Annotated in this window: 18 protein-coding genes; 13 read left to right on the forward strand and 5 right to left on the reverse strand. The window is 70.5% G+C overall.

The features are described 5' to 3' along the window. Positions 1-265: 265 nt before the first annotated feature. Positions 266-1,084 (reverse strand): SDR family oxidoreductase, encoded by an 819-nt coding sequence (locus ACFPZ3_RS16340; RefSeq protein ID WP_379514951.1) that lies wholly within the window; start codon positions 1,082-1,084, stop codon positions 266-268. 68 nt (positions 1,085-1,152) lie between these two features. Here ACFPZ3_RS16340 and ACFPZ3_RS16345 point away from each other — a divergent pair, with 68 nt between their 5' ends. The 3 genes from ACFPZ3_RS16345 to ACFPZ3_RS16355 are packed head-to-tail and all read left to right on the forward strand — an operon-like array spanning position 1,153 to position 3,832. After that, a complete protein-coding gene (locus ACFPZ3_RS16345) occupies positions 1,153-1,728 on the forward strand; it encodes a TetR/AcrR family transcriptional regulator (protein ID WP_379514952.1) in 576 nt (191 codons plus the stop codon). Between the two features lie 26 nt (positions 1,729-1,754). Then, on the forward strand, positions 1,755-2,378 hold the full coding sequence (gene ccmA / locus ACFPZ3_RS16350; RefSeq protein WP_379514953.1) for a heme ABC exporter ATP-binding protein CcmA: 624 nt from the start codon (positions 1,755-1,757) through the stop codon (positions 2,376-2,378). After that, positions 2,375-3,832, forward strand: a complete 1,458-nt coding sequence (locus ACFPZ3_RS16355) for a DUF6297 family protein (RefSeq protein WP_379514954.1) — start codon at positions 2,375-2,377, stop codon at positions 3,830-3,832. Before ccmA ends, ACFPZ3_RS16355 begins: the two co-directional genes overlap by 4 nt. Before the next feature lie 3 nt (positions 3,833-3,835). Here ACFPZ3_RS16355 and ACFPZ3_RS16360 read toward each other — a convergent pair whose 3' ends face one another. Then, positions 3,836-4,327, reverse strand: coding sequence for a GNAT family N-acetyltransferase (locus ACFPZ3_RS16360; protein ID WP_379514955.1), 492 nt, complete (start codon positions 4,325-4,327; stop codon positions 3,836-3,838). 59 nt (positions 4,328-4,386) lie between these two features. Here ACFPZ3_RS16360 and ACFPZ3_RS16365 point away from each other — a divergent pair, with 59 nt between their 5' ends. Together ACFPZ3_RS16365 and ACFPZ3_RS16370 are read left to right on the forward strand one after the other, a co-directional pair. Further along, positions 4,387-4,680: a hypothetical protein gene (locus ACFPZ3_RS16365; RefSeq protein WP_379514956.1), complete on the forward strand. Its 294-nt coding sequence runs from the start codon at positions 4,387-4,389 to the stop codon at positions 4,678-4,680. Further along, entirely contained in the window at positions 4,677-5,093 is a 417-nt protein-coding gene (locus ACFPZ3_RS16370) for an acyl-CoA thioesterase (RefSeq protein ID WP_379514957.1), read from the forward strand. Before ACFPZ3_RS16365 ends, ACFPZ3_RS16370 begins: the two co-directional genes overlap by 4 nt. A 7-nt stretch (positions 5,094-5,100) precedes the next feature. On the opposite strand, the gene lepA is transcribed toward ACFPZ3_RS16370, so the two are convergent. Next, the gene (gene lepA, locus ACFPZ3_RS16375; protein ID WP_379514958.1) at positions 5,101-6,930 is read right to left on the reverse strand and encodes a translation elongation factor 4; all 1,830 of its coding nucleotides are present in this window, start codon (positions 6,928-6,930) and stop codon (positions 5,101-5,103) included. Positions 6,931-6,986: 56 nt separating this feature from the next. Here lepA and ACFPZ3_RS16380 point away from each other — a divergent pair, with 56 nt between their 5' ends. From ACFPZ3_RS16380 to ACFPZ3_RS16405, 6 genes are all read left to right on the forward strand, one after another. Continuing rightward, on the forward strand, positions 6,987-7,973 hold the full coding sequence (locus ACFPZ3_RS16380; protein WP_379514959.1) for a glycoside hydrolase family 18 protein: 987 nt from the start codon (positions 6,987-6,989) through the stop codon (positions 7,971-7,973). A 110-nt stretch (positions 7,974-8,083) separates the two neighbouring features. Continuing rightward, complete coding sequence (gene rpsT / locus ACFPZ3_RS16385) at positions 8,084-8,353, forward strand: 30S ribosomal protein S20 (protein ID WP_379514960.1); 270 nt, start codon at positions 8,084-8,086, stop codon at positions 8,351-8,353. Positions 8,354-8,529: 176 nt separating this feature from the next. After that, the gene (locus ACFPZ3_RS16390; protein WP_379514961.1) at positions 8,530-11,586 is read left to right on the forward strand and encodes an ABC transporter permease; all 3,057 of its coding nucleotides are present in this window, start codon (positions 8,530-8,532) and stop codon (positions 11,584-11,586) included. After that, a complete protein-coding gene (locus ACFPZ3_RS16395) occupies positions 11,583-14,168 on the forward strand; it encodes an FtsX-like permease family protein (RefSeq protein ID WP_379514962.1) in 2,586 nt (861 codons plus the stop codon). The genes ACFPZ3_RS16390 and ACFPZ3_RS16395 overlap by 4 nt, the downstream gene beginning before the upstream one ends. After that, positions 14,165-15,085 (forward strand): ABC transporter ATP-binding protein, encoded by a 921-nt coding sequence (locus ACFPZ3_RS16400; RefSeq protein ID WP_379514963.1) that lies wholly within the window; start codon positions 14,165-14,167, stop codon positions 15,083-15,085. Before ACFPZ3_RS16395 ends, ACFPZ3_RS16400 begins: the two co-directional genes overlap by 4 nt. After that, positions 15,078-15,770, forward strand: coding sequence for an ABC transporter ATP-binding protein (locus tag ACFPZ3_RS16405; RefSeq protein WP_379514964.1), 693 nt, complete (start codon positions 15,078-15,080; stop codon positions 15,768-15,770). The genes ACFPZ3_RS16400 and ACFPZ3_RS16405 overlap by 8 nt, the downstream gene beginning before the upstream one ends. A 68-nt stretch (positions 15,771-15,838) precedes the next feature. On the opposite strand, the gene ACFPZ3_RS16410 is transcribed toward ACFPZ3_RS16405, so the two are convergent. Beyond that, complete coding sequence (locus ACFPZ3_RS16410) at positions 15,839-17,110, reverse strand: MFS transporter (RefSeq protein WP_379514965.1); 1,272 nt, start codon at positions 17,108-17,110, stop codon at positions 15,839-15,841. 68 nt (positions 17,111-17,178) lie between these two features. Here ACFPZ3_RS16410 and ACFPZ3_RS16415 point away from each other — a divergent pair, with 68 nt between their 5' ends. Then, positions 17,179-17,688, forward strand: coding sequence for a MarR family winged helix-turn-helix transcriptional regulator (locus ACFPZ3_RS16415; RefSeq protein WP_379514966.1), 510 nt, complete (start codon positions 17,179-17,181; stop codon positions 17,686-17,688). Between the two features lie 299 nt (positions 17,689-17,987). Here the strand turns inward: ACFPZ3_RS16415 and holA are convergent, their stop codons facing one another. Next, complete coding sequence (gene holA, locus ACFPZ3_RS16420; protein ID WP_379514967.1) at positions 17,988-18,959, reverse strand: DNA polymerase III subunit delta; 972 nt, start codon at positions 18,957-18,959, stop codon at positions 17,988-17,990. A 446-nt stretch (positions 18,960-19,405) separates the two neighbouring features. Here holA and pip point away from each other — a divergent pair, with 446 nt between their 5' ends. Further along, entirely contained in the window at positions 19,406-20,338 is a 933-nt protein-coding gene (gene pip, locus ACFPZ3_RS16425) for a prolyl aminopeptidase (RefSeq protein WP_379514968.1), read from the forward strand. Positions 20,339-20,535: the final 197 nt, after the last annotated feature.

The raw sequence follows: 20,535 nt of genomic DNA on the forward strand, positions 1-20,535 counted from the left end.
GCCCGGCCCAGTCGTGGGCCCAGTCGTGGGCGTGGGCGTGGGCGTGGGCGTGGGCGTGGGCGTGGGCGTGGGCGTGGGCGACTGGAGGTAACAGACCAAGGACCCGGTCCAGGCGACTAGAGGTAGCGGACTAAGTGCCCCGGTGTGGGTGACTGGAGGCAAGGGCCCGGGGAACTGCTGCGTACGGGCGGGGACAACAGGCCGAAGAGCCCGCGCAAGGGGCAAGGCGCCCGTACAGGCGGGACCGAAGTGGCCTCGTACGGACTCAGCCGAGGTTCCCCGTACGAACCGCGGCCACTACCCCACCATCCACCAGCAGATCCGTACCGGAGATGAACCCCGAGGCCGGCCCGAGCAGAAAGTCGGCCGCCGCGGCGATGTCGGCCGGAGTGCCGAGGCGCCCCGCGTTGGACGCGCCCACCATGGCTTTCATGACGCCCCCATGACCACTGCCCAGCTCGGCCTGCCCCATGGGAGTGGCGATGACGCCGGGGCTGATCGAGTTGACGCGAGCACCCCTGGCCCCCCAGGTGGAGCTGGCGGCCTGGACGCGGAGCAGGTTGGCCTGCTTGGCGAAGCCGTAGGCCTGGCCGGAGTCGGCGAAGCGGGCCGGGTCGGCGATCGGCAGGGACAGCAGGTCGTCGGCCGGGGCGGTGGCCAGGCGCAGAGCGTCCTCGGCGGGGAAGGCGGCCTGGAAGTGCCCGGCCATGCTGGCGATCACCACGCCGGCCCCGCCGGCGGCGACGACCTTGCCGAACTCCTCCAGCACCAGGGCGACCCCCAGCAGGTCCACGGCCAGGATGGCGGGTACCGGGGCCTGGATCGGGGACAGCCCGGCGGTGTGCACCACGCCGCGTACGTCCCCCAGCGAGGCGGCCCTCCCGGCGAGCGCGGCGACGGACTCCCGGGAGGAGACGTCCACGACCTGAGGCGTCACCTCGTAACCCTCGTCACGCAGCAGCCCGGTCACGGAGTCCAGGAGTTCCTCGTTGTGGTCGGCGGCCAGGATGTGGGCCCCGGGGCCCTGGCGGCGGGCGATGGCCTGACCCATCCCGCCGATGCCGATGATCGCCACCACGTTCATAAAATCTCCTGAAAAAAGACGACACGTGCAGGAAAAACGGCAGGTGTCGGAAACCCTACAGTAGGGGGGTGTCCGTTCAGCAACCTTCCGACCGTCGCGTCCACCGCTCCCGTACAGCACTGGAGACGGCGTTGCGCGAGCTCATCAAGGCCCGCGACCTCACCCAGATCACGATCCTCGACATCACCAGGCGAGCCGACGTCAACCGCTCGACCTTCTACGAGCACTACGGCAGCGTGGACGACCTGGCGGCCAGCGCGTGCGAGGCGATGTTCGACGAGTTGATGGCCGCCGCCCCCGTGATCGGCTCCCGACTCGACCCCGCCGACGAGCGCCTGGCCGCCACCGCCCTGGCCGCGGTGTTCTCCCACGTCGCCGAGCATGCCCACCTCTACCGCGCGCTCGTCGGCGACGGCGGCAGCGCCCGCGTCATCAACCACATGCACCAGCGGCTGACCGCCTCCATCCACGTCAACCTCGCCCGCGCCGACGCAGAGCGATCCCACGCCGACGACTCCATGGCGGTCTTCCTCGCCGGCGCCCTGCTCGGCGTCATCCTGGACTGGTTGCGCCACGGCTGCCCGGGCACCGCGGCGCAGCGAAGCGCCGCGATCTGGCCTCTGCTCCATGGGGCCGCCCGCTGACTCCATGAGCTGGGTACGCTCGAACGGTGTCCGACTCGATCATCAGCACCGACGACCTCACGGTCGAACTCGGCGGCAACCCCGTGCTGCGGGACATGAACCTGACCGTGTCGCCGGGCGAGATCGTGGCCGTGGTCGGCCCGAACGGCTCCGGCAAGTCCACCCTGCTCCGCTGCCTGGCCGGCCTCCAGCCCGCCACCTCCGGCGAAGTCCGCGTGTTCGGGAGGCCGCCGTCCGACGACGCCGGTTTCTGGGGCCGCGTCGCGCTGCTGGGCGACGAGCCCGCCTGGTATCCGGGGCTCACGGCACGCGAGCACCTGGAGCTGATGGGGGCCGTGCACGCCGAGGCCCGGATGACGGTGGACACGGCGCTGGAGGAGTTCGCGCTGGAGGAGCGGGCCGACGCGCCGCCGCTGAACCTGTCCACCGGCCAGCGCCAGCGCCTCTGCCTGGCCTCCACGCTGCTCAGGCCGAGCACGGTGCTGCTGCTCGACGAGCCGGAGCGCGGCCTGGACACGAGCTTCCGCGCCCGCCTGGCCGACCTGCTGGAGGAGTACGCGGACGAGGGCGGCACCGTCGTCATGGCCACCCACGACCAGGACCTGGCCACCCACGGCCGCCAGGTCTCGCCGTCGGGGGTGGCCGCGTGACCACCGTGCGAGAGGTACGCGCCTACGTACGCGCGCGCGGACCCGCCCGCACCAGTGTGCTCGACCGCTACGTCACCGTGTTCGCCCTGGTCATGGCCATCGTCGTGTTCGGTCAGCCGCTGTCGGGCGTGTTCGCGGGCCTGGCCGGTCCTGTCGATCCCGCACGCATGGGCGCGGGGGTGGCGCTGCTCGCGCTCGCGTTGGCCGGTTTCCTGGGGGCGGCCCGCTCGGCGGGTCCCGTGCTGCTGCCCGGCCCCGACGCGTCCTGGTTGCTGCCGTCCCCGCTGAACCGGCGGCACCTGCTCGGCCGTACCGCACGACTGCTGGGCCTGGTCGCGGTGCTGGCGGGCCTGCTGCTCGGGGCGGGGCTGCTGGCGGTGCTGGGCGCGCCCGACCAGCTCGTGTGGCGGGTGCTGGGCGCGCTCGTCCTGGGCGTGTCGGCGACCGTCGGCGGGATGGCGCTGGCCGCGCTCGGGCAGGCCGCGCAGTCCTGGCAGGTCTGGCTGACCGGCACGATGGCCGCGCTGCTGGTGCTGGCCGCGGTGGCGGTGACGGGGCAGCTCCGTACGGTGCTGGCGATCGCCGCGAGCGCCCCAGGGCCGGCCGTCGCCGCCGCCGTGTCCGCGGCCGCCGTGGTGTCAGGCCTCCTGGCGCGCCGGGCGTGGGCCTCGCTCGACCGGATACCCACCCGTACCCTCGTGACCGCCTCGACCAGGGCCGGTCACGTGGCGAGCGCGGCCGTGTCGCTCGACCCCGGCGCGCTCACCTGGATCGCCGAGGACAACCACTGGCGGGCCAGGAAGCTCACCTCCAGGAGGTGGCCGTCGTTGCCCGCGCCGTTCGCGCTGGCCTGGCACGACTGGCGCCGCCTGGGCCGCAGGCCGGGGCGGCTGGCCGCCATCGCGGCGACGGCCGCGCTCCCGGCGGTGCTGGCCCAGGCGGGTGGCTCTCCGGTGGCGCTCGGGGTGGCCGTGCTGGCGGGCGCGCTGGCCGTGGCGTCGATGAGCACGTCCGGAGCGCGCAGGGACGCCGACAACCCGGCCCTGGCCAGGCTCATCGGGGTGGGCAGGCGCCCGGCGCTCGCGGCCCGCGCGGCGCTGCCCGCGCTGCTCGGCGGGGCGTGGGCGGCCCTGGCGCTGACGGGTCTGTCCGGTGAGCTCGCCCTGTTCGGGCCGATGGCCGCGCCCGCCCTGGCCGCCGCCGCCCTGCGGATGGCCGGGCGCGCCCCGATCGACCACTCGATGCCGGTCATCGACTCGCCGGGCGGGGCCATCCCGACCGGGCCGCTCATGTGGGCGGCGACGGGGCCGGACCTGGCCCTGCTCGGCTGCCTCCCGACCGCGATGGCGCTGCTCTCCCAGCCGGCCTCCCCGGCCCCGCTCCTGGTGGCGCAGGCGGTCATGAGCACGCTGGTGCTGGTGGGGTACGTGTGGCGAGGCGGCAGAACGAAGTAACGGTCAGGCGACGTACACGTCGCTGGGCACTCCGCCGTACGGAATCGTCCGGTCCTTGCGCATCCCCACCCGCTCAGCCACCCGGTGCGACGGCTCGTTGATGTCCCGGATGACGGCCACCACGGTCCCGAGCCCCTTACCGACCACCAGGGCCGCCTGAGCGAGCTCCACCGCGTACCCGTGCCCCCACGCCGAAGGACGGAATCGGTAGTACAGGTTCAGCACCTCGCGACCGTCCAGCATCGCTCGCCGAAGCCCGCCGAAGCCGAGCACCCGCGACTCCCCCGGCCGCCGGGCCGCCCAGTAGCCGAGCCCGCGCTGGTCCCAGTCGGCCAGCCACAGATCGAGCATGGCGCGGCTGGACTCCAGGTCGGTGACGGGGCCGCTGGGGTGGTACACGCTCGTACGCGGATCCGAATGTATCTCGTGTACGGCGTCCAGGTCGTCAGCCGTGACGCGAGATAGAACCATCCGCGCGGTATGCACCACTTCCATGCTTTCAGACTAGCCGCTAGGATCGATGAGCAATCGCTACCGATCGATAGGCGATGACGATGGATGTCCCGAGGGTCCAGTCCTCGCTGCGGCTCATCGCGCGCGGCCTGGAAGAGCTGGCCGCCGCGCTGGGAGAGCAGGAGGTGAGCGAGGACGAGCGGACCGCGCGGGTCATCGGTGACTGGGGGCGCCGCGGGCTCACCCAGAAGGAGGCGTCGGCGCTGTTCCAGCGGCACGGGTTCGCGCCGCAGACGACCGGCGGATGGGCACGCGGCGAGTGGGTGGAGATCGGCGACGACGGCCTGCGCTACCTCACCGCCAAATCACACACCTGGCTGGAGGAACGGGAATGACCTTCTCAGTACGCATCGCCGTACGCGGCTACGAGCTCGACACGCAGGGCCACCTCAACAGCGCCGTCTACCACCAATACAGCGAGCACGCCCGCTGGGAGTGCCTGCGCGCGGCCGGCATCACCGTCGACGACCTGCGCGAGTCCGGCGTCGGCCCCATCGCCCTCGAGAACACCATCCGCTACCGCCGCGAGCTGCGCGGCGGCGACGAGGTGGAGGTGACGTGCGCGTTCGAGTGGGGCGAGGGGAAGACGTTCAGGATCAGGCAGGAGTTCACCCGCGCGGACGGCGAGCTGGCCGCCGAGCTGACAGGCGTCGGCGGCCTGATGGACCTGACCGCGCGACGCCTGGTGGACGACCCGAAGGGCCGCTGGCGCTCGCTCGCACGCGAACCTTCGGTCCTGGGCCTGTAGGAAGGGGCTACTTCTTGGTCTTGTCGCCGCTGGAGTCGGTGGACAGCGCGGCGACGAAGGCCTCCTGCGGCACCTCGACCCGCCCGACCATCTTCATCCGCTTCTTGCCTTCCTTCTGCTTCTCCAGCAGCTTGCGCTTACGGGAGATGTCGCCGCCGTAGCACTTGGCCAGCACGTCCTTGCGGATCGCGCGGATGTTCTCGCGGGCGATGACCCTGGCCCCGATGGCGGCCTGGATCGGCACCTCGAACTGCTGCCGCGGGATCAGCTCGCGCAACTTCTTGGCCATGTCGACGCCGTAGGTGTAGGCCTTGTCCTTGTGCACGATGGCGCTGAAGGCGTCGACCGCCTCGCCCTGCAGCAGGATGTCGACCTTGACCAGCTCGGCCTCCTGCTCACCGGCGGGCTCGTAGTCGAGCGAGGCGTAACCCCTGGTGCGCGACTTGAGCTGGTCGAAGAAGTCGAAGATGATCTCGCCGAGCGGCAGCGTGTAGCGGATCTCGACGCGGTCCTCCGACAGGTAGTCCATGCCGAGGAGCTGGCCGCGCCGCCCCTGGCAGATCTCCATGATCGCGCCGATGAACTCGGACGGCGCCAGGATCGTGGACTTGGTGACCGGCTCGAAGACCTCCGCGATCTTGCCGCCCGTGGGGAACTCCGACGGGTTGGTGACCGTGAGCTCCTTGCCGTCCTCCATGACCACGCGGTAGACCACGTTGGGCGCCGTGGAGATCAGCGACAGCCCGAACTCCCGCTCCAGCCGCTCACGCACGATCTCCATGTGCAGCAGCCCGAGGAACCCCACCCGGAACCCGAACCCGAGCGCCGCCGACGTCTCCGGCTCGTAGACCAGCGCCGCGTCGTTGAGCTGCAGCTTGTCGAGCGCCTCGCGCAGCTCGGGATATTCGTCGCCGTCGATCGGATAGAGCCCGGAGAACACCATGGGCTTGGGGTGCTCGTAGCCGGCCAGCATCTCCTTCGCGGGCTTGACCGCGGCCGTGACCGTGTCACCGACCCGCGACTGCCGCACGTCCTTCACGCCTGTGATCAGGTAGCCCACCTCGCCGACGCCCAGCCCGAGCTCAGCGATCTTGGGCTCGGGCGAGATGACGCCGATCTCCAGCGTCTCGTGGGTGGCCATCGTGGACATCATCAGGATGCGCTCCCGCTTGCCCAGATGGCCGTCGATGACCCTGACGTAGGTGACGACACCGCGGTAGGTGTCGTAGACCGAGTCGAAGATCAGCGCCCTGGCGGCCTTGTCGGCCTGGCCCACCGGCGCGGGCACGGTCTGGACCACGTGGTCGAGCAGCTCGCGCACGCCATCACCGGTCTTGCCCGACACCCTGAGCACCTCGGACGGGTCGCACCCGATCAGCCCCGCCAGCTCCTCGGCGAACTTCTCCGGCTGCGCCGCCGGAAGGTCGATCTTGTTGAGGACGGGGATGATGGTCAGGTCGGCGTTCATGGCCAGGTAGAGGTTGGCCAGCGTCTGCGCCTCGATGCCCTGGGCCGCGTCGACCAGCAGGACCGCGCCCTCGCACGCCTGCAGCGACCGGGAGACCTCGTAGGTGAAGTCGACGTGACCGGGGGTGTCGATCATGTTGAGGACGTGGCCGTCCCACGGCAGCCGCACGGCCTGCGACTTGATCGTGATGCCCCGTTCGCGCTCGATGTCCATCCTGTCGAGGTATTGGGCGCGCATGGAACGCTCGTCGACCACACCGGTGATCTGCAACATCCGGTCGGCAAGGGTCGATTTGCCATGGTCGATGTGCGCGATGATGCAGAAGTTGCGGATCAACGCGGGGTCGGTCTGGCCAGGCTGAGTGCGCACCGAAGTCCGTTTCGACAGGGTTGAGGGCAAGCAAGCTTTCATGGTGACATGCCCGGGTGATAGCCCGAACCGTCATCCGCCGCGGCCTGCGCCTGCTCGCGCTGGCCTTGGCCATCGTGGTCGCGCTGTGCGGCCTCCTCGCCGCGGCGCTTCGACTCCAGTTTACCGGTGCCCCGGCGGCCTGGGCGAAGAGCACCGGCAACGACGCTCTCTGGCTGGGCCACGCCTGGGTGGACGGCCGCCGCACGGAGCACGACGTCGAACAACTAGCGGTACGGCTCCGCGCCACCGGCATCAAGGATTTGTACGTCCACTCCGGCCCCTTCGAGTACGACGGCCGCTTAGATCCAGCCAAATACCCCAACGCCCGAAATTTCGTCCAATGGGTGCGCAAGTACCTACCGGGGCTCCGCGTCTCCGCCTGGCTCGGCCAGACCGTCAAGAACGGCCTCGACCTCGACGCCCCCAAGTCCCGCGAGAACGTCCTGGCCGGAGTCGCCGCCATCATGAGCCAGGGCTACGACGGCATCCACTACAACTTCGAGCCCATCGGCGACGGCGACACCGAGTTCCTCGAACTCCTGAACAGAACCAGGCAGCACACGAAACTCCTGTCCACCTCCACCCCGCAGATCGAGCCGTACCCGGGCATGCGCCTGACCGCCCGGACCATCCTGGGCCACGACAAATACTGGTCAGAAAATTACTTCCGCCAGGTCGTGGATCGGGTCGACCAGGTCGCGATCATGACGTACGACTCCTTCACCCCGCTCCAGTCCCTGTACGGCGGCTACGTGGCCCGCCAGGCGAGCCTCGCCCTGGACCTGGTCCCCGACGGGAAGGCCCTGTACATCGGCGCTCCCGCCTACCACGACCACGGCGTAGCATGGTCGGACGCCGCCGAGAGCGTCGAGATGGCGGCCGAGGGCGCCAAGCTGGCCCTGACCGGCCACGGCCGTCGCGAACTGTTCGGTCTCGCCCTCTATGTGGACTTCGCGGCCACTGAAGAAGATTGGCGCGAGTACATGACGCGATGGCGTTGATTTGAGCTGCCGCCTGAGTTATTGGTACCCTGAGCAACTGCGTGTGGCGCGCCCTCTCTCGTGAGCCCGCGCGCCCCATCCATCACTCAGACCTTCACCGAGGCTTCTTCGTGGCGAACATCAAGTCCCAGATCAAGCGCAACAAGCAGAACGAGAAGGCTCGTCTGCGCAACAAGGCTGTCAAGTCGTCTCTGAAGACGGCTGTCCGCAAGTTCCGCGAGGCTGCGGAGCAGGGCGATGTCGAGCAGGCCACGGCCCTTCAGCGGGTCGCCGCCCGCCAGCTCGACAAGGCCGTCAGCAAGGGCGTCATCCACAAGAACCAGGCCGCCAATCGCAAGTCCGCGATCGCCAAGCAGACCGCGGCGCTGGCCACCAAGTAAGACGGCACTTCTTGACGCCGCACCCCTGCGAGGGTGCGGCGTTCTTGTTTTCCGGCAGCGGTTTGTCACGGTTTCGATATCACACCGCCGTATCGGGTGAGTCACCGTTGCAAAGATCACCTTGCCCCTCGTCCTCCGCGTGCCCGAAGGTGCACTAAACGGGCGAAGGGGGACACATGCGGGGGCCGTTGGTCGTCAAAAGGGCGTTCAGCGAGCCGCTGCTCCTCCTGGCCGCGTTCGGCTCGATCCTGCTGGCGACCACCACGCTGGTGGCGCTGACCATGTACGCCTCCTCCATCGCCGAAGCCGGTGTCCGCAGGACGATGGAGACGGCCTCGTACGCGCAGACCGCCGCCACCATCAGCGCCCCCGTCACGGCGGAGACCTTCCCCCGCTACGACCAGTCGGTACGCGCCGAGCTGGCCAGGGCCTACACCAGCCCGCCCGCCATCACCACCAGCTTCCGCTCCGACTCCTACACCATGCCGGGCCAGGAGGACCGGGAGCGGCCCGAACTGCTCAGGTTCGGCAGCTACGACGGGCTCGACGGGCAGGCCAGGCTCGTCTCCGGCGCCTGGCCGAAGCCCGGTGACGAGCAGGTCGAGGCGGCGATCTCGTTGTCGGCGGCGTCGGCGACCGGGTTCGAGGTGGGGCGGGAGTTCACCACCCGCGGACGGCTCGACCCGCGCCCGGTCAAGGTGCGCGTGGTCGGGATCTTCCAGCTCAGCGACCCGTTCGGCGAGCGCTGGGCCGGGGAGCAGCTCCTCAGCCGCGGCGTCGATCGCGGGGACTTCACCACGTACGGGCCGCTCATGGTGGCGCGGGAGACCTTCATCGGCCGCTTCGCGACCAGCGTGAACGCGACCTGGACCGCCGTACCCGACCTCAGGACGCTCACCCCCGAGCAGCTCCGCCCGCTGGCCGGGCAGATCGCGCAGGTGGGCGAGCGGCTGAAGGCGGACGGCTGCGCGGGGTGCGTGGCCGCCAGCCGCCTGCCGGAGATGCTCACCCAGCTCGACACCGCCTCGCTGGTGGCTCGCTCCACCATGCTGATCCCGGTATTGCAACTGCTGCTGCTGGCCGCGTACGCGCTGATGCTGACCGCGCGACTGCTGGCCGACCACCGGCGCATGGAGGTGGCGCTGCTGCGCTCGCGGGGCGCGGGCACGATGCGGCTGGCGGCGCTGGCGGGCGGGGAGGCGCTGCTGGTGGCGCTCCCGTGCGCGGTCGTGGCGCCGTTCCTGGGGCCGCCGCTGCTCGCGCTGGTCAACCTGCTGCCCTGGATCAAGGCCTCAGGGGTACGGCTGGCGCCGGTGGCGGACGCGGGCACGTTCGTCGTCTCGTTCGGGGTGGCGCTGGCCGCGGCCGTGCTGCTGGTGTTGCCGGCGCTGGCGGGCGCGCGGCGTACGTACGTGGAGGAGCAGTCGGCGCGCGGGCGCGGCGGCGGGCGCGGGCTGATCGAGCGGGCGGGCGCGGACCTCGCTCTGCTGGTCGTGGCCGGGCTGGCGATCTGGCAGCTCCAGCGCTACGGCGCCCCCGTGACCACGACGGCCGCGGGCGGGCTGGGCATCGACCCGCTCATCATCTCCGGGCCCGCGCTGGCCCTGCTCACGGGCGGCATGCTCGGGCTGCGGCTGGTGCCGCGCATCTCGCGGCTGGCCGAGCGGCTGACCTCCAGGCGGCCCACGCTCGCCCCCGCGCTCGGGGCGTGGCAGGTGAGCAGACGGCCGCTGAAGTACGCCGGGCCCGCGCTGCTGCTCACCATGGCGATCTCGATCGGCATCGTGTCCCTGGCCACCGCCTCCACCTGGCGTTCCTCGCAGCTCGACCAGGCCCGCCACCAGACCGGGGCCGACCTGCGGCTGTCCGGACCGCCGGACGGGCCGGAACTGGGCGCGCTCGGACGAGGCACGGCGTTCACCGCGCTGCCCGGCGTCACCGCCTCCTCCCCCGGCTTCCGCGGGCAGAGCGAGGTGAGCGGCGAGAGCGGGCTGCTGCTCGCGCTCGACGCGGGCAAACTGGGCGAGCTTTACCACCTGCGTCCTGACTTGTCGGCCCAGAGCGTCGGCGAGTTGTCGCGGGCGCTGGCCGGCGACCGGGCGGGCAAACTCGACCTGCCGGGCAAGCCCACCGAACTGACCCTGCGCGCCGAGGCCAGCGCGGACCTGCCGCTGCGGCTGGTGGTGTCCGACGCGCTCGGCGTCTGGCGCGACGTGTCGCTCGGCGTGCTCAAGCCGGGCGCGAACCAGGTCGAGGTGGACCTGCGGTCGCTGGCCGGGCGAAGCGGGACGATCACCTACCCGTTGTCGCTGCGCGGCCTGGTCGCGGGCACGCCCGAGAACACCGCGAGCCTGAAGGTGACCGGCCTGAGCGCCGACGGCCAGGACGTGGCGGCGCCCGCGCTCACCCTGAACGTGCCCCGCACGGGCACGGCCGCCGCCTTCGTCCCCGGACCCGCGGCGACGCCGCTGCCCGTCGTGCTCACCGCCGACCTGGCCACCTCCCTCAAGCTGGGCGTCGGGCAGACCGGGCGGGCCAGCATCGACCGCAGGGTCATGCCGATCAAGGTCGTCGGCGTCGTGGAGACGATGCCGACCACGGCGGCCGGGCAGAAGGCCGTGCTCGCCGACTGGGAGACGTTGCAGACGCACGAACTGGCCGCGGCGCAGCCGCCGAGGCCCGCCACCGAGTGGTGGCTGGCCGACGCCGACACCTCCGCCGCCACGACCGCGCTCAAGGGCCATCCCGAGTGGGACGTCACCGCGCTCGACCAGCGCGAACTGGCCGCCACCCTGCGGGACGACCCGCTGGCCAGCGGGCTGCAGGGGGCGCTGATGCTGGGGTTCCTGGCGGCGCTGGTGTTCGCGGTGCTCGGGTTCCTGGTCAACGCGGCCGTGGCCGCGCGGGAGCGGATGGCCGAGTTCGCGATCCTGCGGGCGCTCGGGGTGAGCTCCCGGCAGATGTTCGGGATGCTGGCCATGGAACAGGCGTTCGTGATCGGGCTGTCGCTGGCGGCGGGCACCGGGCTCGCGGTGGTCGTCGGCGTGCTGGTGGTGCCGCACATCGTGCTGACCGGCCAGGCCGCCGCCGTCACGCCTGATGTGGAGCTCGACATCCCGTGGGCGGCCACCGGCGTGATGCTGGTGCTGGTGACCGGGGTGTTGTTCGCGATCGTCGCCGGGCTGGCACGCAACCTGCGCAGGCAAGAGCTCGGCCTTCGGGAGGAACAGTGAGGATCTGGCTGCTCGCCCGAGTGCACCTGGGCACGGTGGCCGTGCTCTTCGTGCTGACGTTGAGCGCGTGCCTGCTGGTGGCGGGGCTGCCCAGGGCGATGCAGGCGTCGTACGACGAGGCGCTGCGCCGCTCGCTGACCGCCGCCCCCGCCGTGCAGGCCGACCTGACCGTGGCCGTGGAGTCCGGCTCGCGGGAGGAGGACCTGCGCGAACGCGCCCAGTTCGACTCCCGCGCCCGCCTCTGGCGCGAGATCGTGCCCGCGGAGCTGCGCCCGCTGACCACCGCGCCCGGCCACATGAACGCCAAGACCACGCTCACGCCGATGACCGGGACCGGCGGCCAGACCTACCTCAACCTCGGCTGGCTCTCCGACGCCGACCGGCGCGTGGACTGGGTCCAGGGGCGCGCGCCCGGCGCACCCAACACGATGCGGTACGAGGGCGAGACGATCCCTGTGTTCGAGGCCGGGATCGTCGAGGAGGCCCAGCGGGAGATGGACCTCAAGGTCGGCCAGACGAAGATCGTCGGCGAGAACGACTACGCCGCCGTGAAGATCGTCGGCGTGTTCCGGGCGAAGGACCCCGGCGACCGCTACTGGTCCCACAACTCCGACATCCTGCACGTCACCAAGTTGCAGCCGCCGGGCGGGCTGGACTTCGAGAAGCACACCACCGCGCTGATCTCCGACGCCGGGCTGACCGCGCTCAGCGGCGAGGGGCGCCACCTGACCTACCGCTGGATCCTGCCGCTCGACACAGGAGCGGTCGGCGCGCTGGCCGCGCCCGGCCTCCAGGCGGCGGTGACCGAGTTCGACCGGGTGGTGGGGCTGCAGAGCACGAGCACCGCCAGCCCGTACCACGTCGAGACTGGGCTGCCGAACCTGCTCGACGGCTTCCTGACCGGGCTGTTCACCGCGCAGACCGTGATGTACCTGGTGCTCGGCGGGCTGCTCGCGGTGGCGCTCGGCGTGATCGTGCTGGCCGTGCAACTCCTGGCCGACCGGCTGGACCATCCGCTGACGCTGGCCAGGGCCCGTGGCGGGTCACTGGGGCAGGTGGCGGGCGCGGCGGCGGCGCTGACCGGGCTGGCCGTGGTGCCGGGGGCGGCGGCCGGGTACGCGCTGTCGTACCTCGTGCCCGGCCCCGTGCTGCCGATCGTGCACGCCGGGCCGGTGATCGTGGTCCTCGTGGCCGTCGGGTTCGCCGCCGTGCGCCTGGCCCTCTTGCACCGCACGCCGCTGCACTCGCGGCGCGACGACGTGGCCGCCGGGCGGGCCTCCGCCAAGCGGATCACGCTGGAGGTGCTGGTCGTGGTGCTGGCGCTGGCGGGGGCGTACCTGCTGCGGGCTCGCGGGTTGAGCGCGTCGGCGGGGCAGGACCCGTTCCTGCTGGTGGTGCCGGTCGCCCTGACGGTCGCGGCGGCGCTGGTCACCTTGCGCTGCTACCCGTACCCGCTGCGCCTGCTCGTCCGGCTGGCCTCGCGCGGCCGGGCCGCCGTGCCGTTCCTGGGGCTGACCAGGGCGGCCAGGGCACGCTCCGCCAGCGTGTTGCCGGTGCTCATCCTGCTTCCCGCGCTGGCCGTGTCGGTGTTCGCGGCGGTGGTCGGCGACGGGATCTCCGGCACGCAGCGGCTGGCGTCCTGGCAGCAGGTGGGCGCGCCGATCAGGATGACGTCGGAGATCGAGATCCCCGCCGACGCCCTCGAGCGGGTGCGCGGGACGGCCGGCGTGGAGCAGGTGGTGCTCGCGCAGACGGGACGGGTGCAGGTCGGGTACGCCGCCGAGCGCGCCGAGGCCATCGCCGTGGACGTGGCCCAGTGGCGCTCTCTCCTGGGCGACGCCCCCATTGACCTGCCCGCTCTGTCCGACGGCGGGGCACTCGTCTCCCCTGAGCTGCGGGGGCGGGGGACGCTGGAGATCGGGTGGCAGGCGCGGCTGAAGCTGGCCACGCGGGGCGTGATCTCCTCGGTGCCCGGCTTCTACACCCAGGGCAAGTTCATGGTCGTGCCGTTGAGCGTGCAGATTCGGCCCGCCGTGAACACCCTGCTGATCAAGGGCGACGCCTCCGTCTCCGAGCTGGCGCGGCTGGTCCCGTCGGCCACCGTGGAGTCCCAAGAGGGGGCGCTGCGGGCGATTCAGGACGATCCGCTGACGAGCACGGTGCGCTGGACGCTGGTGGTGGTGACGGGCGCGCTGGCCGCGTACGCGTTGATCGCCGTCGTCCTGTCGCTGGTCATCGGCTCGTCCGAGCGGGCCAGGGCCGTGTCGTTCCTGCGTACGCTGGGGCTGTCGGAGCGGCAGGCGCAGCGGCTGACCGTGCTGGAGATCCTGCCCATGATCCTCCTCACCGCGCTGGTCGGGCTCGGGCTGGGCCTCGGCCTGCCATCCGCGCTCGGCCCCGGCGTGGACCTGTCGTCGTACGCCGGCGACCTGCCCGTCGGCGACTACTCGCTCGACCCGTTCCTGCCGAGCGCGCTGGCGGCCGGGCTGGCCGCCGTGGCCGTGCTCGGCGCGTACGCGCACACCGTCATCAGCCGCCGTCGCAGCCTCGGCGCCGTCCTTCGAGTGGGGGACCTCTCATGAACCCGACCCTGTCAGAGCTGGAAGCCAAGGCCACGCGTCAGAAGGCCGCGTTCGGCGGCGACGCGCACATCGTGTGCGACAACCTGGTACGCATCTACAAGACCGAGGGCGTCGAGGTCGTCGCACTGCAGGGGCTCGACCTGGTGATCGACAAGGGCGAGCTGGTGGCCATCGTCGGCGCGTCGGGCTCAGGCAAGTCGACGCTGCTCAACGTGCTGTCCGGGCTGGACGTGCCGACGGCAGGGGTGGCCAGGGTGGCCGGCATGGACCTGCTGTCGATGAACGCCCGCGATCGGCTGCGGTATCGGCGCTCGGTGGTGGGGTTCATCTGGCAGCAGACGGCGCGGAACCTGCTGCCGTACCTGACCGGGCGGGAGAACGTCGAGCTGCCGATGAAGCTGGCCCGCTCCGCGCGCCGAGGGCGTGCCGACGAACTGCTGGAACTGCTCGGCGTCGCCTCCTGCGCGAACCGCAGGACTGCCGAGATGTCGGGCGGTGAGCAACAACGCGTGGCCATCGCCGTCGCGCTCGCCAACTCCCCGCAGCTCATCCTGGCCGACGAGCCGACGGGCGAGCTGGACAGCGACACCTCCGAGCAGGTGTTCGACGCGCTGCGCAAGGCCAACAGGGAGCTGGGGGTGAGCGTGGTCATCGTGACGCACGACCCGCTGGTGTCGGAGCAGGTGGACCGGACGGTGGGCATTCGCGACGGGCGTACCAGCAGCGAGACGCTCCGGCGGGAGGACGCCGAGGGTCAGATCATCGCCGAGGAGTACGCCGTGCTCGACCGGGTCGGCCGCCTGCAACTGCCGCGCGACTTCACGAACGCCCTCGACATGGAGCGGCGAGTACGTCTTGAGCTCGAATCCGACCATATCGGCGTATGGCCCGCCCGAGAGGAGCCCTCAAGTGACTGAAACGCCCCTGGTCGAGGTCGAAGGGCTGCGCAAGGTCTACCGGAGCGGGCCCAAGGAGGTCGTGGCACTGCGGGAGGTGTCGTTCTCGATCTTCCCCGGGGAACTGGTCGCGGTCCGTGGCCGCTCCGGTTCCGGCAAGACCACCCTGCTCAACCAGATCGGCGGCCTCGACCGGCCGGACGCCGGGCGGGTGGCGGTGGACGGGCACGAGGTCACGGCCATGTCCGAGGACGAACTGCTGGCCCTGCGCCGCGACGTCGTGGGTTTCGTGTTCCAGTCGTTCGGGCTGATCCCCGTGCTGTCCGCGGCGGAGAACGTGGGGGTGCCGATGCGGCTCCTGCGGGCACCGGTGGAGGAGCGGGAGGCCCGGGTGCGGATGTTGCTCGCCCTCGTGGGGTTGGAGCAGCATGCCAACCAGCGGCCGTACGAGCTGTCCGGGGGGCAGCGGCAGCGGGTGGCGATCGCCAGGTCCCTGGCCAACCGGCCGCGGCTGCTGGTGGCGGACGAGCCTACGGGGCAGCTCGACTCGCAGACGGGGCGGCAGATCATGGAGTTGTTGCGGGCGCTCGTACGGAGTGAGGGGGTTACGGCGCTGGTGGCCACGCATGATCCGAGCTTGATGACGCTGGCGGACCGGGTCCTGGAGATCAGCGACGGAGTGGTACGCGAGGCCGCCCTCACCTGACCCGCCCGACCCTCCCCCACCCGGCCCTTGCCGCCTCGGTCCTTCGTACTGCATGGGCGGTCTGGTCCTCAGCCGCTGCCCGTGGCGGCACCATGCGGTCCGGCAGCGACCTCCTCCGCCGGCCGCGCCCGACGAGGCGGCGACCAGGCGATCGCGGCGAGGTTGGCGGCGGCGACCAGCACCCCGCCCGTCACCGCCAGAGCCGTCACCCCGGTCAGCCCAGCCAGCGGCACCGCCACCGCCAGCCCGAACGGCCGCGACGCGAACGAGATGAGCTGGTCGAACGACCGCACCCGCCCCAGCGCCCCCTCCGGGATCTCCTCGGCCACGGCCGTCTCCCACAGCGGACTGAGCAACCCCAGCCCGAACATCGCCACAAAGTACGCCGCCGCCAGCACCACGACGTGTGCCGACACGGCCAGGGCCACCAGGGGCAGCAGGTAACAGGCGGCGCCTGCCTGCACCGCGGTCAACGGCCGCCGGATGGGCAGCCTGGGCGCGGCGAACACACCCAGGAACATCCCCACGGTGCCGCTCTGCACGATCATCATCCAGCTCGCCTCGCCCCCCAGGTGCAGTACGGCGGCCACGGGGCCGAGCGTCAGGAACAATCCGGCGACGAAATGCCACACACCATGACCGAGTACGCAGGCCAGGAACCAGGGCCGTTCCTTGATCTCCCGCCATCCGTGGGCGAGGTCCTGGCCGAATGACGAGAAGGCACCAGGCCCGAGGAGGCGTACCGGGCACGTACGACCTCGCTCGTCCAGAGCCGCATCAGAACGGGGGCGGGCCGCCGTACGAATGCCACCAAGCGTCAACGCCGAACAGGCGAACAACACCGCCGTGACCCCGGCCGCCCACCCCGGCCCCACTCCCACGGTGATCGTCCCGGCGATCGCCGGAGCAGCCACCGCCGACAGGCTGGTCACCACGCCGATGCGCGCATTCACCCGCAACCTGTCCCGTACGGGAACCACAGCCACCACCAGCCTCGGCACCGCCGGACTGCCGAACGCGATGGCCGCCCCCGCCAGCGCGGACAGCAGAGCCAGGTCGAGCAGGCGGTTCAGGCCGAGCAGGAGTTCGGCGGCGATGGCGGCCTGCGACAGACACCGCGTCAGGTCGGCGACCAGCACGACCCGCGCGGGCCTGAACCGGTCGGCCAGCACACCACCGACGGGCAGAAGCAGCAACATGGGGATCAGTTCGCACGCCAGCACGATTCCGAGCGCCCCGCCGTCGCCAGTCACGCGCAGGACCGCCAGGGTCAAGGTTGTCGGAATCAGCGCCGTGGCCAGGGCAGACAAGCATCGTCCGATCAGCAATCGGTACATCATGCCTCAGGACAGTATTTCGTCAGCGAATGTTTCGTCAACAAAATACTTGTCGGCGTATCATCCCTGGCATGGAGGACTCGGTCGATCGACACCTGGCCCGCTGGCGCGGCAAGGCCCCCTTCGACGAGCGGGTCGAGGCGGTCGTGACACGCATGCAGACCCTCGTGAAGCACCTGGCCCACACCAAGGAGGCGGCTCTCTCCGAGGTGGGGATGCAGGACTTCGAGTTCGAGACCCTCCACCGCCTGGTGGCACGCGGCGGTTCCGCGACCCCCTCCGAACTGGCCGCCGACCTCCTCCTCTCCCCCGCCGGGATGACAGGCCGCCTGGACACGCTGGAACGCTCGGACCTGGTACGGCGCCTACGCAGTACAGAGGACCGGCGCCGCGTGGACGTCGAGCTCACTCCCAAGGGTCACGACCTGTGGATGGACGCGATGACGATCCGCGCGGAGGTAGAGGCGTCCATGCTCAACGCCCTGCCCCCCAAAGACCAAGCCCTCCTGGACCGCCTCCTCAAACAACTCCTCGTAGCAACCGAAACCACCCGCCGCCAAGACCGGCGCAGAGAACCCTGACGCCGTACACGACGCAACCCAGACCCCCAAAAAGCACCCTGGACCCTCGCTCACCGACCACCACACACGGGGCCATCACCTACGGGGCCATCACACCCGAGCCACCGCAGGCAAGCCGTCGCAGGCAAGCCGTCGCACGCGGCCACCGCACCCAGACCAATCACACGCGAGGCCGTCGCAGCCCAGCCATCACACGCAGGCCACCGCGCGCCCATGAAGGCACCAGCAGCGACAGCGGCCCCCAGCAAGGATCAGTTCCTCAAACACCTCACTGCTGGCGCTTCGGCGGACGTCAGCCGCTACCGCCCCGTGCGGCTGGCCACGATGACCTGAACCGTGTGCTCCAACGCGTAAGCCGGGTCCGCTCCCCCGCCCTTGACCTGCTCGTCGGCACTGGCCACCGCCTGGATCGCCCTCGACAGCCCTTCCGGCCCCCACCCGTTGAGCTGCCGTTTCACCCGGTCCACCTTCCACGGCGGCATACCGACGTGGCTGGCCAACTGACCACCTCGAAGGTTTCTGGGCGCGCTGCCCACCTTGGCCAGCGACCGCAGCCCACCGGCCAGCGCACTCACCAGCAGCACAGGAGCGACCCCGGTGCCGAGCGCCCACCGCAACTGCTCCAGGGCATCCGCCATCCGCCCCTCGACCGCCGAGTCGGCCACGTTGAACCCGGTGACCTCGGCCCGCCCCTTGTGATAGCGCGCCACCGCCGCCGCACCGATCGTCTTGTCCTCGGCGTCGAACATCAGCTGACTGCACGCCGCCGCCAACTCTCGCAGGTCGTTACCCACGGCCTCGAGCAGCGCCTGAGCCGCGTCACCTGCGATGTTCCGCCCCGCCCGCTTGAACTCTCCCTTGACGAAGTCCAGCCGCTCCCCGGCCTTGGTGACCTTGTTGATCGTGACCACGTTGGCCCCGGCCTTCTTCACCCCATCGACCAGCGCCTTCCCCTTCACCCCACCAGGGTGCGACAGGACGATCACGGTGTCGTCGGAGGGCTGCTTGGTATACGCCACGATCTCGGCGATGACGTCCTTCGCCAGGTCCTGGGCCGACCGGATCACCACCACGGACCGATCCTCGAACAGCGACGGAGACGTCAGCTGCATGAGCTCACCGCCCGTGACCTTACCCCCCACAAGATCATGCACTTCGGCACCGGGATAAGCGGCCCGCGCCGCCGCGACGACACCACCCACTGCCCGCTCGGCCAGCAACTCCTCATCGCCGACGACCAAGGTCACAGGTGCTGGATCGGTACGCGCCATGTCAGGCAGCATGCCATGCGCCACCGACAACCCGGTACCCAATCGCCCTCGTGCGAGGCGAACCGGCACCGACATCCTCTGCAAGGCGAACAAGCGGCAGCATCCCCACGCGAAGGGAACAGGCAACAGCATGCTGCGCGAGGCAAACAAGCGGCAGCCGGCTTCTCACGTGAAGCAAACAGATGCCGGGTTCGTCCGGCTTCAGGCCACCGCCTCCGACCCCAGCTCGTCCAGGCAACCGTCACCAATTCAGCGGACCTGAAGCTGATGCCCGGCGCCACCCAGTTGGCGAACCCGCTCGATGACGTCCCGTTGAACTCCGATGACCGCATCGACCAGACCCACGGTGGCCCCAGATCAACCTGCCGCACTGCCGGCGGACCACGCCCCGCGGCATGAGGCGAATGCTGAGGTAGCTGGCCGGCAACGACGTTAGCTTTGCCCCTATGTATTCTCCGATTGAGCCATACGACCAGGGCATGCTGAGCGTGGGCGATGGCAACCAGATCTACTGGGAGGTCAGCGGCAACCCGGCGGGCAAGCCGGCGGTGATCGTGCACGGCGGTCCCGGGGCCGCGGCCTCAGCGAACTGGCGGCGATACCACGACCCCGAGGCGTACCGAATCGTCCTGTTCCACCAGCGGGGGTGCGGGCACAGCACGCCGGACGCCGGGCTGCCGGAGACCGATCTGTCGGTCAACACCACCCAGCACCTCATCACCGACATGGAGCTCCTACGCGAGCACCTGAGCATCGAGAAATGGCAGCTGCTGGGGATTTCATGGGGCTCGACCCTCAGCCTGGCCTACGCTCAGGAGCACCGGGAGCGGGTGAGCGAGCTGATCCTGTTCGCGGTCACCGCGGGGCGCCGCAAGGAGATCGAGTGGATCACCCGTGACGTCGGACGGATCTTCCCGCAGGGGTGGGAGCGCTTCCGTGACGCCGTACCCGTGCAGGATCGCGATGGGAACCTGGCCGCAGCCTACGCCAAGCTCCTGGCCGATCCGCAGACGCGTGATGAGGCGGCCCGCGCTTGGTGCGAGTGGGAGGACACGCATGTGAGCCTCGATCCCCGTTATCGGCCGAGCCCTCTCTTCCAGGATCCTTTCTTCCGCATGACGTTCGCCCGGTTGGTGACTCATTACTGGGCCAACGGCTGCTTCCTGCCGGAGAAGGAGGACCTGGTGGAGCAGGCGTACCTCCTGGAAGGCATTCCCGGGGTGCTGGTTCACGGCAAACTCGATGTGAGCGGGCCCCTTGAAACGGCCTGGGAACTCCATAAGAACTGGTCTGGCAGCGAGCTGATAGTCATCGATGAGGGGCATGGAGGGACTGACATGGTGGCGCAGGTGATCGCCGCAACGACACGGTTCCGCTGAAGGGCTTGGAGCAGCTGGTGGACGTGCCGCCTTCGCGACCCACCCTTCGCACAAACCTCGGAGTTGCCCTTCCCACAAACCTCGCGCTCACCCTTCCCACAAACCCTCGCGCTCATCCTTCTCACAAACCTCGCACTCACCCTCACAAACTGCGCTCACCCCTTCTCGCAAAGCCTCGAGGTTGCCCTTCAGCGCAA

The organism is Nonomuraea insulae (genome assembly GCF_042656245.1).